This is a genomic window from Aerococcus loyolae, assembly GCF_002871915.2.
Lineage (GTDB): Bacteria > Bacillota > Bacilli > Lactobacillales > Aerococcaceae > Aerococcus > Aerococcus loyolae.
In genome coordinates this window covers 342430-355473 of record NZ_CP126958.1, presented here as the reverse complement: position 1 = coordinate 355473, position 13044 = coordinate 342430, and the positions used below count along the sequence as shown (strand labels likewise).

12 protein-coding genes are annotated in these 13044 nt (G+C 43.8%); 8 read left to right on the top strand and 4 right to left on the bottom strand.

Annotation, left to right across the window (positions count from 1 at the left end; translation table 11 throughout):
- Nucleotides 1–63 precede the first annotated feature (63 nt).
- On the bottom strand, nt 64–1572 hold the full coding sequence (locus tag CJ190_RS01580) for a LysM peptidoglycan-binding domain-containing protein (protein WP_083307069.1): 1509 nt from the start codon (nt 1570–1572) through the stop codon (nt 64–66).
- A 486-nt stretch (nt 1573–2058) separates the two neighbouring features.
- Here CJ190_RS01580 and CJ190_RS01575 point away from each other — a divergent pair, with 486 nt between their 5' ends.
- Nucleotides 2059–3606 (top strand): ClC family H(+)/Cl(-) exchange transporter, encoded by a 1548-nt coding sequence (locus CJ190_RS01575; RefSeq protein WP_064292646.1) that lies wholly within the window; start codon nt 2059–2061, stop codon nt 3604–3606.
- A gap of 233 nt (nt 3607–3839) precedes the next feature.
- On the opposite strand, the gene CJ190_RS01570 is transcribed toward CJ190_RS01575, so the two are convergent.
- Nucleotides 3840–4037 (bottom strand): CsbD family protein, encoded by a 198-nt coding sequence (locus tag CJ190_RS01570; RefSeq protein ID WP_013669868.1) that lies wholly within the window; start codon nt 4035–4037, stop codon nt 3840–3842.
- A 187-nt stretch (nt 4038–4224) separates the two neighbouring features.
- Here CJ190_RS01570 and CJ190_RS01565 point away from each other — a divergent pair, with 187 nt between their 5' ends.
- Together CJ190_RS01565 and CJ190_RS01560 are read left to right on the top strand one after the other, a co-directional pair.
- A complete protein-coding gene (locus tag CJ190_RS01565; protein ID WP_064292647.1) occupies nt 4225–5208 on the top strand; it encodes a biotin--[acetyl-CoA-carboxylase] ligase in 984 nt (327 codons plus the stop codon).
- Between the two features lie 102 nt (nt 5209–5310).
- A complete protein-coding gene (locus tag CJ190_RS01560; RefSeq protein WP_013668916.1) occupies nt 5311–5865 on the top strand; it encodes a biotin transporter BioY in 555 nt (184 codons plus the stop codon).
- A gap of 49 nt (nt 5866–5914) precedes the next feature.
- Here the strand turns inward: CJ190_RS01560 and CJ190_RS01555 are convergent, their stop codons facing one another.
- On the bottom strand, nt 5915–6937 hold the full coding sequence (locus CJ190_RS01555; protein WP_064292648.1) for a lipoate--protein ligase: 1023 nt from the start codon (nt 6935–6937) through the stop codon (nt 5915–5917).
- 176 nt (nt 6938–7113) lie between these two features.
- Here CJ190_RS01555 and CJ190_RS01550 point away from each other — a divergent pair, with 176 nt between their 5' ends.
- The 5 genes from CJ190_RS01550 (at nt 7114) to CJ190_RS01530 (ending at nt 11838) form a co-directional block, all read left to right on the top strand.
- On the top strand, nt 7114–8547 hold the full coding sequence (locus CJ190_RS01550; RefSeq protein WP_064292649.1) for an RsmB/NOP family class I SAM-dependent RNA methyltransferase: 1434 nt from the start codon (nt 7114–7116) through the stop codon (nt 8545–8547).
- A gap of 73 nt (nt 8548–8620) precedes the next feature.
- Complete coding sequence (locus CJ190_RS01545; RefSeq protein WP_168162772.1) at nt 8621–9463, top strand: Cof-type HAD-IIB family hydrolase; 843 nt, start codon at nt 8621–8623, stop codon at nt 9461–9463.
- Nucleotides 9464–9529: 66 nt separating this feature from the next.
- Complete coding sequence (locus CJ190_RS01540; RefSeq protein WP_064292651.1) at nt 9530–10312, top strand: threonine/serine exporter family protein; 783 nt, start codon at nt 9530–9532, stop codon at nt 10310–10312.
- Nucleotides 10309–10806 carry a threonine/serine exporter family protein gene (locus CJ190_RS01535; protein WP_064292652.1) on the top strand — a complete coding sequence of 166 codons (498 nt, stop codon included), beginning with the start codon at nt 10309–10311 and terminating at the stop codon, nt 10804–10806. Before CJ190_RS01540 ends, CJ190_RS01535 begins: the two co-directional genes overlap by 4 nt.
- Nucleotides 10807–10824: 18 nt before the next feature.
- The gene (locus CJ190_RS01530; RefSeq protein ID WP_168162773.1) at nt 10825–11838 is read left to right on the top strand and encodes an alpha/beta hydrolase family protein; all 1014 of its coding nucleotides are present in this window, start codon (nt 10825–10827) and stop codon (nt 11836–11838) included.
- A gap of 96 nt (nt 11839–11934) precedes the next feature.
- Here CJ190_RS01530 and CJ190_RS01525 read toward each other — a convergent pair whose 3' ends face one another.
- Nucleotides 11935–12888 carry a nucleoside hydrolase gene (locus CJ190_RS01525; RefSeq protein WP_064292653.1) on the bottom strand — a complete coding sequence of 318 codons (954 nt, stop codon included), beginning with the start codon at nt 12886–12888 and terminating at the stop codon, nt 11935–11937.
- Nucleotides 12889–13044: the final 156 nt, after the last annotated feature.

Below are 13044 nucleotides of genomic sequence, written 5' to 3'. Positions count from 1 at the left end.
CCATAAAAATTGACTAAATAAAAAACGAGTGGGGTAAACACTCGTTTTTTATTACTTAATTTATTAGAAATGGATGTAGGATGAGGCTGCTGCAGAACCAGCATCAACAGTACGGTAAGTCACGTTTGGTGAACCACCGAAGTTCATTTCTGAAATACGGATGGAGCCATCTGGGTTAACCCCTTCAACAAAGGCAACGTGGCCATAACCAGAGGCACCTGCAACACCGGCTGGGAAGGAAACCACAGAGCCGACGGTTGGTGTATTTGATACTGGGATACCATGACTACTTGCAGTATATGCCCATTGGTTAGCATTACCCATAGGACCAGGAACTGGTTTCCCTAAGGCATGTAGGCGGTTAATGACATAATAAGTACATTGTCCTGCTGGAGCTAATCCACGTGGGTCAACACTCCCATCGTAAGCAGATAAGACAGTCGCATTGTTTGTGCTTACTGGTTGGGCTTGAACTTGGGTGTTGGCTGCTTGGTAAGTTTGTGCTTGTAATTGAGATTTTTCAATTTCAGCTTGTTTAGCAGCTTGGGCTGCCTGTTGTGCTTCAGCTTCCTTAGCAGCTTGGGCAGCTCTTTGAGCTTCGGCTTCCTTGGCAGCTTGTTCTGCTTGGGCTTGAGCAGCCTTTTGCGCTTCGGCTTCCTTAGCAGCTTGGGCAGCTTTTTGGGCTTCAGCTTCTTTAGCAGCTTGTTCTGCTTGAGCTTGAGCAGCCTTTTGCGCTTGAGCTTCCTTAGCAGCTTGGGCTTGAGCTTGTTCTGCCTGAGCTTTTTCAGCAGCTTCTTTTGCTTGAGCAGCTTCTTTTGCTTGAGCAGCTTCATTAACTACAACTTCTTCAACTTTTACTTCTTTGGCTGGAGCTGGGCTAGCTACTTCTGCTTCAACAACTTCTGTTTTAGGAGTAACTTGAGCTTCTGCCACTTCTGGAGTTGCTGGTGCTTCAACTGGGCTTGCGCTTTCTTCTACGTGACCTTCATTAGCAGTCACTTCAGGAAGTTCATAAGCGATTTTTTCTTCAACCACTTGGTCTTGAGGAGCTGCTTGGTATTCAGCAACTGGCGCTGGGCTTTCTTGTAAAGCCACTTTCACTTGTAATTGTTGACCAATTAAGATTAAGTCCCCTTGTAAGCCGTTCAAGTCACGAATGGCTTGAGCAGTGGTGTTAAACTCAGCAGCAATCTTGTTTAAAGTGTCTCCAGCGACAACAGTATAAACGCCATTAGCATCTACTGCTTGGCTAGTAGTGGTTTTTGCTGCTGGTGCTGGTTTTTCAGCTTTAACTTCTTTGTTTCCTTTAACTTCTTTTTTATTAGAAGCTTGAGGTGTTTCTGCAGAAGGAACGTCTAAGGTTTCCCCAGCGAAGATAAGGTTCACATCTTCAATGTTGTTACCGTCACGTAATTCTTCAATAGTGGTATTAAACTGAAGCGCTAATTCAGATAGAGTGTCCCCTACCTTAATGGTATATTCAGCCGCATCAACATTTGGTGCGATAACAGCTGCCAAGGCCGCTGAAGTCAGTACAGATGTTCCTAACATGATTTTCTTTGTCTTTTTCATAATTCTGTTTTACCCCCAGAAATTTTTAAAATTTATTAAAATCTATTTATTCACAATATCTATTATATATGCTGGGGAATTTTTTTGGGTAACAAGTCGATTACAAATTATTTCATTTTTGCCTTCTTAGTGAAAATTTAAAAGCTTATCTTTTATAAGCCATATCTTTTTAAAGAATTATTAAATATTGCTATGGCCCCTTTCCTGGGGTACTTTTTTCTTTAAGTCAATTTTAGAGAGAAATTATTCACCACCTCTGTAATATTTCTGTAATATACTTTGTAATATTGAAACATTTCCTGTCTTTTTTGCGAAATAGACCGATGCAATCCAGGGCTTTTCCTCATTTTATTTAGAATTAGCCTGACTTTTCCTCAATCGCTCTGAATAGGTCTAAATGAAATTTTCCTTATCGTCTTGACAGCCTTGCTATAATGGAAGTGATATCGTTTTAGACGATTAACTCTCTAGAAAGAAGGCTGAAAAGTGAAAACAAGTCCATTTAAAGCCAATAAAATGCAGACCGAAGTGGCTAAGTCACACGCCCTCTCTATCATTGAGGCCATTGCCGTAGGCGCCTTAGCGGGATTCTTCGCAGTCCTCTATCGTTATTTATTAGGCTATGCTTCTCAGTGGCACACTTGGCTCTTTAGCCAAAATCATTTAAGCTTTATCGCTATAACTATCGTTACGGTCATTCTGATGGCTTGGCTTACCGGCTACTTATTAAAAAGGTCTCCTCTCTCTGGAGGCAGTGGCATCCCTCAGGTGACGGGAGAATTACTGGGACAATTTAATATGCCGGTTCTTTCCTTATTATTATCAAAATTTGTAGGGGGACTTTTTGCCATCATTAGCGGGATGTCTTTAGGACGTGAGGGCCCTTCGATTCAAATCGGAGCGGCTGTGGCTAAGGGTTACAGTAAAAAACGCCAGACTAGTCCTGAAGACACTCGCCTCTTAATTACCGCTGGAGCCGCTGCCGGTTTAGCAGCTGCCTTTAATGCTCCAATTGCGGCGAGTTTATTTGTATTAGAAGAGATTCATAAGAGTATTTCTTCCTTTATCTTAATTCCCGCCCTGATTTCAGCCATCCTCGCTGACTTGATCTCTAAATCGCTATTTGGCTTACAACCCTCCTTTGCCCTAAAAACACCAGAAAACTTTCCCTTAAAACTTTATTTTGCTCTTATCTTTTTGGGGATAGCCTCTGCTCTTATCGGCTATTGCTTTTCTAAGTCACTTTTAGCCTTGCAAACCACCATGCAAAAATTTTTTCCAAAAATAATTCACCGGGTAATGGCCGGTTTTCTATTGGCTGCTTTTGTTTCCTATGGTTTTTCTTGGATCACCGGATCAGGGCATGAACTGGTTTTTGACTTTATCGCCCATCCCTTTTCCCTCAAGCTCCTCCTAATCATTCTCTTTGCTAAGATTTTTTTCACCGCTTTTTGCTATAGCACGGGGGTCCCTGGTGGGATTTTTCTTCCCACCTTAGCCATCGGTTGTCTCAGTGGAGCCAGCGTTTTTATGCTTATTCAACTTTTTCTTCCTATTGATTCAGCCTTATTAACTAATTTCATGGTTTTAGGCATGGTTGGAGTTCTAACGGCTGTGGTACGGTCGCCATTAACTTCTATCATTCTCGTAGTGGAAATGGTGGGTAACCTTAACAATTTGCTGCCCTTGGCCATCGTGGCTGCCCTTGCCTATGTCATCTGCGAAAGACTGGGCCTGGCGCCTATTTACGAAAGTCTCTATGAACGGATGCAAGACAAATCAGCGGCAAAGCTCACCAAGAAAAAAATTAGCCTCACTTACCAAGTGAGTGTTCTCTCCCAATTTAACCAGCTAGCCGTTAAAGACTTAGCCTTTCCTCCAAGCGCCCTGCTCTTAAATATTGAACGCAAAGGTCAAAGTATCACCCCACATGGTGATACCACACTCCAAGCCCTAGATACCATAAAAATCTTGTTAGATGAAGACGATTTAGCCACTAGTAAAAAATATATCCACTCTATGAATAAAGATTAAAAATAGGCAGTTAACTCCTAGACTCAAGCCCAATGAAGGCTTACCCGCTCTCTTTGTATCGGGCCTGGGAATTAACTGCCTTTTTCTGAAATGAACGCTTGCTCTGCGCTTGGAACAGATTTGGAGAAAGTGTGAGTTGACAACAACAAAGGAGGAATTGGACTGTCTACAATCTAAAAAGGGGCTAGAACTTTTGTCCAGCCTCTTTTAATTAATAAGTTTATCAGTACTTCTTATTCTTTGTCGTCTGAAAAGCTATTCTTAACCCCATCAACTGCTCCCTTTACGGAGTCCTTTACATCGTTAACTGCTTCTTTTGCTTGGGCAGAAAGGTCTTCAGTCTTGCCTTCGTTTTCAGTTTCTTTGTCATCAAATACTTTTCCAGCGGTTTCTTTGACTTTACCTTTAATTTGATCAAATTTTTCTGACATAACTTTTCCTCCTTTTATCTTATATTCTCATTTTAACACGATCACAGAGGTCTTTAAAATGATATGGTTAGCCTATCGCTTACGTCACCCTAGTTTAAAAACGAGTTGACAAGTTTATCCTGATATTTGTAAAATATAAAATGCTTATAGCTATTCGTTAAGATTATTCAGAAAGGAAGATACTTGCATGACAACCAGTCAAGCGGTTTTAGAGCAGCTTATGGTAGCGCCCCTTAGTGGCCAGGTCCTAGCCGACCAACTCAACCTCTCCCGTAATGCAGTATGGAAGGCGGTTGAAAACCTACGTAAGGAAGGCTTCGTCATCGAATCTGGAAAGCAAGGCTACCAGATTCAAGCTCTACCCCAACGACTAAACCAGAGTCTATTGACTTATTACCTGGACCAAGAGGAAGCCAAGTGGAAACTCATTCTTTTAGATGAAGTTGGGTCTACCAATGAATATATCAAGGCCTATAAGAGTCAACACCAAGATGACTTGGTTATTTGTGCTAGTCAAAAACAAACAGCCGGAAAGGGGCGTCTAGGGAAAAGCTTCTATTCTTCCTTAGAGGATGGCTTGTATGTCAGTTTGGCTCTGAAACCCAATTGTTCTAACCCAGCTGAAGTGCCTCTCTACACCCTCTTAGCGGCCAGTGCCGTTATCGAGACTTTAGGGAGTTACTTAGCTGAACCCATCCAGGTCAAATGGGTTAACGATCTCTTCTACCAAGGTCACAAGGCAGCCGGAATCCTTTGCGAAATGGTCTCTGACTTAGAGATCCCTAGTGTGTCTTATATTGTCGTCGGTTTGGGCTTAAATCTAGCCGGTGACTTGTCTAAAGTGGCTGATATTAGGGAAATTGCTGGGACCTTTTTTGGCAAAGAATTACCTAAAGACTTTAATATTAACCAATTCTTAGTTGACCTTATCCAATGCTTTATGACCTACCATCACCACTTTGCCCAAGGTGAATTTCTAGACACCTATAAGAAACACCTACTGGGTCTGGGTAAAGAAGTAAGCTACCAAGAAAATCAGGTCACTAAAACTGGAAAAATAAAAGGGATTAATGAACAAGGCCAGCTCTTAGTGGAAGATAGCGCTGGAGACACCCATGCCCTAGTCAGCCCCAATATTCATTTTGGGAGTCAACAATTCGTTAGCGACTAGCTAGAAGCAAAAACTTATTAAGCAGGAATAATTATCCTTGCTTAATAGGGGCAGTGGCTCAAAGGCCCTGTTAATCGATCTTTGCATAAGGAGAAAACAAAAATGAAAACCAAAGAAATTACTCGTATTGCTTTGATGATTGCCCTGTTGGTTATCGCTTCTCAGTTAACTATTCCTATTGGGATTGTTCCCTTTACCCTACAAACCTTTGCAGTTAACTTAATTGCTCTATTTTTAAAACCTAAGGAAGCCTTTCTTACCACCCTGCTCTACTTACTGGGCGGCTTAATCGGCTTACCTTTCTTTGCCGGATTCCATGGCGGTTTCCAAAGTGTCCTAACCCCTTCCTTTGGCTTTATTATAGGCTTCCTTGCTGCCGCTAGCCTGGTTTCAACCTATTTAGCTAAGCAAGCCAATCCAGGGCCTAGAGAATACCTCATTGCCCTAGTCATTAATTACTTAGTGACCAATTCAATTGGTTTTGTCTATATGGCCTTTATTTTAAACAGCTATATGGGCAAGGGCCTTTCCATCGGCGGACTTTTAGCCATTGGGATTACTCCCTTTATTCTGGCTGAAATTCTCAAAAGTGCCCTGGCCTTTATCTTAGCTCTGCGTTTACGCCCACTCTTAAAGCGCAGAAACTTACTTGACTAAAAAAAGTGTGACCAAGCTAATCAACTTGGTCACACTTTTTTAATTATAATTAATTCAAGATAAGAGAGACTAAGTCCTCGATAGGAAGCTTGCCAATATTATCTTGATAGTTGCCAGCTTCAAGGCCTGCAGCAATTCCAGCTTGGTCATAGGTCTTCCCAATCATGGCTTGGTCGACTTGGTCCGGTTGGCCAAAACTCATATCTCCATAAGTCTTAAAGTCAGTAATGATTCCATCACTAATATTAAAGTTAAAAGCTACGGTACCTACTCCAGGGTAATAAGCTGTCTTATAGTAATGGAAGCCAGGATTGGACCCATAATTCCATTCATCCTTACCATAAAAATCAGCCACCCTTTGGTCAATAATGGCCCAGTCCTCATCAGTTAAGGTATAGCTTGGGATAGAATCCAAGTCCTCCGTATGGAAGATCTCCTTGAGTAGGGCCTCTTTAAATTCCTCCGTGGATAAGTCAGCTAAATCACCCTTTAAGAGCGGTTTGAGATTAGAGACCCGTTTATCTACCGACTTGACCCCTTTAGTTTTCAACTTATCTTGGTTTGGGGTCAGCACCCGTCCCGCTTGTTGGGTATCCAAATCATAGAGGAGGGTACCTCCGGCCGCCAGAGCATTTTCTACCTTGACCATGGACATGCCAGAAATTTTTAAGTCATCGACCACAATATCGTTACGGCCTTTGAGTTGGACCCCTTCAATCCCCAGAGCAGTCAAAGCATCAATAATCGGTTGGGCATAGTAAGAAAAATCACCATAATGTGAGGTATCACCAACGACAATATTTTCAAAGACAATGTTGCCATAGTCCTGATAAACAGCTCCCCCGCCACCCGTACGCCGGACTAAAGTGATATCATTCTTTTCTAAATAATCCAGGTCAACTTCGGCATAGGCATTTTGGTTTTTACCGATAATGACACAGGGGGCATTAATATACATAATTAAGCCGTGGCCTTCCAGGGCTAGGTCATTGATCAAATAATTATCCAAAGATTGGTTAACAATGGGATCATAAACCGCTTGACCATGACGTGACGTATCAATAAAAAACATGAAAAATCTTCCTCCTCATTCATATTCTAGCCTCTAACCGGGTATTTTTTATTTTACACTTTAAATGATAGCATAGAAGCCACCTTATTTTCTGAGTCGTCCTCTACTGAAATCTTATTGGAGCATGACTCATTCTATGGTAATATGCACTTATTAAGCCAGAAAGGAAAATAACCATGTCGCTCGCTTTGGAATTTATTGATAAATTTAACCAGCTCTTGGGTGATGAAGCCGCTGACTTCTTCGCAGCCCTTAATAAAGGAGAGGCCCAGAAGGCCTTTCGGATCAACCCCCTAAAAGCCAATGCCCAAGCCATTTGCCAGTCTTACTTCTCAGAAGATTTAACCCCCTGTCCCTATAGTCCATGGGGTTATTTAGGCCAAGTAGACGGAAACTCTCCCATCCATCAAGCCGGCCTAGTCTATAGCCAGGAAGCTTCGGCCATGGCGGTTGCTAGTGTGGTCCAAGCCCAGCCAGGAGAAAAAATTCTCGACCTTTGTGCCGCACCAGGGGGAAAATCCACCCAAATTGCTGCTGATATGCAGGGTCAAGGTCTCTTGATCGCTAATGAAATTATTCCTAAGCGGGCCAAGATCTTAGCTGAAAACATTGAAAGAATGGGCATTTCCAATGCGCTGGTAACCAACCATGATCCTGAAAGTTTGACTAAGTGTTTCCCAGCCTTTTTCGATAAAATCCTGGTTGACGCTCCTTGCTCCGGTGAGGGCATGTTTACCAAAAGTCAAGCCGCTCGTAATGGCTGGACCAAAGAGACGCCCCTCCTCTGCCAAGAACGGCAAAAGGAAATTCTGAGCCAAGCGGTTCGGATGCTAAAAGCAGGTGGTCAATTAATCTATTCCACCTGTACCTTCTCACCAGAGGAAAACGAAGAGATTATCGCCTGGCTATTGGACCAGGGTGACTTTGACCTAGAATGGATTGACCAATTCCCTGCTGAAACGATCTCTAGGGGGCGAAGTGACTGGAGTCAATCTGACTATGATCTCTCCGCCTGTGTGAGAATTTGGCCCCATCGTTCCATCGGCGAGGGCCACTTTATTGCCCGTCTCAAGGCCAAAAACAGTCTTAATACTGACCAAGTGGTGCCAAAAAACAAAAAGATCCGCCCTAAGAAGGGCAAAAAACAAACTCACAAGGCTACCTATCGTTTATTAGAGCCAGAGGAAAAGAAAAATCTCGCTGCCCTTAGCCAAAGCTTCCCTAGTGAAGACTACCGCCATCGAGAGTTAATTGCTAAAGGCGACCAGGTTTGGCTCCTCCCTCCCGGCGTCACTTATCAGATGCTGGTGGAGGGTCCCCTCACTCAATTACACAGTCTCCGTCTAGGTCTCCACCTGGGGAGCTTACTTAAAAATCGTTTCCAACCTAGCTATGCGTGGGCCATGGCCTTGGCTCCCAAAGCCACTTACCCTCAAATTGAAATCAGCTACGATGACTGGGTAAATTATGTCCAAGGGCTCACTTTAGCTTATCCTGGCAACCAAGCTTGGGTCCTCTTAGTTTACCAAGGGATGGTGATTAGCTTTGGCAAACAAGTCCAAGGAACCGTTAAAAACTTCTTTCCCAAGGGCTTGCGTTTTCACCCATGACAATGGGAAGTCAGGAGCGCTTCTGCTATACTAGGGGCAAAGAATCGGATTTTGACAAAGGAGGATGACTTACTTGATTAAACTATTTGTCACTGATATGGATGGTACCCTACTCAATGACCACCATGTCATTTCTGATGCTAACCGTCAGGCGATCTTGTCCTTAAAAGACCAGGGAATTGAATTTATGGTAGCTACCGGACGGGGCTATCACTCGGCCCAACCTTTACTAGATATGCAAGACTTACGCTGCCCGATGATTAATTTAAATGGGGCAGTTTTTACTGATATCAATGGTAAAGCCAGCCAGCAAAAATATTTTTCCGGTCAACTCCTTAGTGAACTGCTGGATTACTTTAACTATTACAGCATTAACTACTCCATTATGACCCAAAACCAATACTATCTCTATAATCCAGAAACTTTTATCGACCAAATTAAGGCCATCAGCCAGGGCGATCCCAAAGCTATGGCAAGTGCGGCCCAATTTATCTTTGATACTAACTATATCCGTGATATTAGGGACTATATTAATGGGAAGAATGAGCCTGCCTTAAAAGTCATGGTCTTTTCTGAAGACCATGCTATTCTCCAGCAATTTATCGAGCATTTTGATAGCCATCCAGAATTAGCGGTCTCTTCTTCCGGACCCGATAATTTAGAAATTACCCAGCGTGATGCTACTAAGGGCAATGCTTTAATGGCCTACGCCCAGTCCAAAGGCTATCAAAGCGATGAAATACTCACCATCGGCGATTCTCACAATGATATTTCCATGTTCCACCCGGTCAAATATTCTTATGCCATGGCTAATGCCAGCCAATTGGTCAAAGACCAGGCAAACTACCTAGCACCTAGCAACAAGGAGGATGGGGTGGCCCAGGTTATTTCTAACTTACTTAAAGAGCGACACTAGCAATCGGATCAGGCCACTTAACCCTCTGCCAAGCACAAGGGCAAATACCATTAGAAAGTGATGTCTATGGGGCAACAGCAAGTCAAAAAACTCTTAGAATTAGCCTTACTTGCCGGACAAATTATGTGTGAAAGTCAGGCAGAATCTTACCGGGTAGAAGATACCATGAATAAGATTCTTAGTCTTTCCCAGGCAGCTTTTGCAGTCGGCTGTTCTTTTTCAACCAATTTATTAGCCATTATTGACGACCCTAAATTTGAGAGTGGGGCTTATGTGGGAGTGAAACGGATCACCAGCCACAGCAACAACCTCAATAAAATTGGTCAAGTGACCCGGATCACTGATTATTTCGTCCAAGGGCAGCTAGACATTGACCAAACTTACACCCTCTTATTGAACATTCGCTCGGGACGTAATCTCTATAATCCTAACCGAATGGCCTTAGGAATATGGGGAATGACTTTTTGCTTTACCTTTCTTTTTGATGGTGGTCCCTTTGAAGGTTTAACGGCAGCTATTAATGGCCTGGTCCTGGCGCTTTTATTTCTAGGGGGTAACCGCTTTAATTTTGGGACTTTCTTTACCAATGTCATTCAGGCAAGTGTCGTCACTCTCTTGCCTCACCTATTTCAGATGTATTTGTGGCCTGATTTAGCCAGCGGAACCGTGGTGATCGCCTCTCTCATGCCCCTAGTGCCAGGAACTCCCTTCACCACCGCTGTCCGTGACCTTTTCCACGAGGATTTCATCGCCGGCTCTTCCCGTTTAGTGGAAGCCCTCCTCACTGCAGGGAGTCTAGCCTTGGGTTCAATCATTGCCTTTCTCATCTTAGAAGGAGTGTTTAAATGATTGCTTTATTTCTTTATCATGCCTTCTTTTCACTGACTGTAGGCTTCTTCTGCGCTTATGTCTTTGAGGTACCAAAAAGAATGATTTTCCAAGTCTCCTTGATTGGGATGTTTGGCTGGTTAACCTACTATTTCACCCAGGTCCTGGCAGGCTCGACTCCGGTCTGGTCATCTTATTGGGCCAGCCTAGTCATTGCCGCTATGTCCCAGTGGGCGGCCAATCGTTTCCACCAACCGGTGACCTTGTTTTTCATTCCGGGTTTTATTCCCATCGTCCCTGGCGGGGGCCTTTATCGAACAGCCCTCTATCTTTTTCAACGCGACTTTGACTTGTTTTCTAGTCAACTGCTAGAGACCTTTATGAGTACCGTAGCTATCGGTTTAGCTATTTTTACCGTTTCTAGTATCAATTACCTAGGAAACCGGACCACTTCAGCCAAGTATATTCGCCGGGATAACCGTAAACGCGTGCGGGCCTTATTCCGTAAGCATTAAAAATAAGGAAGGATTATGATGACAATAAAAAAATTACTCCTACTCTTAATGACCGGTCTGCTCTTTGCCTGTGGTCAAAAACCAGACTCTACTAAGCCTGAGCAGGCTAGCCAGGAAGACCAAACAGAAAGTAAGCCCCCACAAACTGAGCAAAAGGATGAAACACAGCCAGCCAGTGACCAGGCGACTGAACTGGACCAATTAACCGTTTTGAGTCAGACTGAGGACTATGTTCAATATGAATTAAATGTCATGCGGGATGGCTTTAAAATTCACGGTAAGCTCTTCTTGCCCAAGGGCGACCAAGAATCCTGGCCTTTGACTATCCTAGCCCATGGGATTAACCAAACCGATCTAACCACCACCCCTTACGCCACCCATTTGGCTAAACGTGGGGTAGCCGCTTATGTTTTTGACTTTATCGGTGGCGCGCCCCTAAATAGCAGTGACGGTGACTTTTCCGATATGACTGTACTAACTGAGCTGGCTGACCTGGAGGCAATCTACCAAAAGCTCACTGGCTATAAAGCAATTGATTCCAGTCAAACTTACCTATTGGGAGATAGCCAGGGCGGTCTCGTGGCTACTATGATGGCAGCTAAACACCCCGAGGATATCCAGGGCATGATCCTACTCTATCCTGCCTTCAATATGCCCAGCCTAGTCCACGACTTTGTCCCTGACAAGGAAGAAATCCCTGACTCCATCGATATTATGGGAGTATCGGTTAGCCGTTACTATATCGAAGACATGCTTAAGGTGGATGTGGAAGACATTATTACTTCCTATCCTGGCCCAGTTCTCATTGTCCATGGAGAAGATGATGTCCTCGTCCCCCCAGTCTACGCCCAAAAGGCCGCCGAGCTTTTCCCCAAGTCCCATTTAGAAATGATTCCTGGCGGTAAACATGAATTTTCCGGCTCCGACTTCATCAAGGCCCTCTCCTATATCGACAAGTACATGGTCAATCAACTCGGTGAAGAGAATTACCAGCTCACTATCGACGATGAAGAAGCAAGCGATAAAGGCTAGAGCGAACTCACTCAGATAAATAGGCAATAAAAAAGTGCTAGTATCCTCCTCTAAAAAAACTTAAGAGCGATACTAGCACTTTTACTTTATTTGTTTTTAATGGTCTTCAAAGAGCTGGGTCAAACGGGTCATAAATTCATTTAAGAATCGGTCCACATCAACCATCACGGCTACTCGGACACTAGGATCGGGATCATTTAAACGGTCATTATCACCAATAGTCCGTCCCCGACTTTCTCCTTCAGTTTCAACCTTCATGGCTAAGGGCAGGCAGTCAACTAAGTCCCCTTGAACAGCCACCGCCACGGCTAATGGGTCATGGAGGGCACAGCCCTTTAAGTGGGGCGAGGTGACTTCGTAGGATTTAATGTAATAGTCTACAATATCAGCCATCTTCTCCCCAGCCTCAGTGCCTAAGTCCCGCCAAATTTGGGTTTGCTTGTAGGTCAAGAGAGTGCGTAAGGTCACATCTAAGCCCACCATGGTGACTGGTAAGCCGGATCTAAATAACTTGTCAGCGGCTGCAGGGTCTTGGCTAATATTGGCCTCTGCAAAAGGCGACACATTACCACAAACCGTCAAAGCTCCCCCCATAATAACAATTTCACCGACTTGGGATAAGCTGTCGAGGTCCTTATCAATGGCTGCGGCTAAGTTAGTCATGGGACCAGTAGCGACAATTTTCAAATCTTTTCCATACTTCCTAGCCGATTCGAGGATAAAGTCAACCGCATTGCCAGAGGCTTGCTTAACGGGCCGGTCACCCAAGTCAACCTCACCCAGGCCATTTTTACCATGGATTAAGGCTGAGACTTCTTGCACTTCAAAGTCTTCCTTATCCGAGGCATGGTCCAAGCCTGGATAAACTGGGACTTGGCCTTGACCAAATAAATCCAATAATTGACTGGCGTTTTTCAGACCTGTTTCCATCAAGACATTGCCATAGGTCCCCGTAATACCGATTAAGTCGACTTCTGCTGAGGCACACGCATAGGCAATGGCTAGAGCATCGTCAACCCCTGTATCTAAATCCAGTATCATTTTTACCATAGTAGATCCTCCTTCTTGAATCCTTAAACTGACGTCACTTCAATTTTACCCGCTTTATCTCCATTTTTAAAGTTTTAGCCTAAAGAGGCAAAAATAAAATCGGCCCCTTTAGCCATGGAAGACTATAGGTGGCCGATTACCTTTAAATTAAGCCAG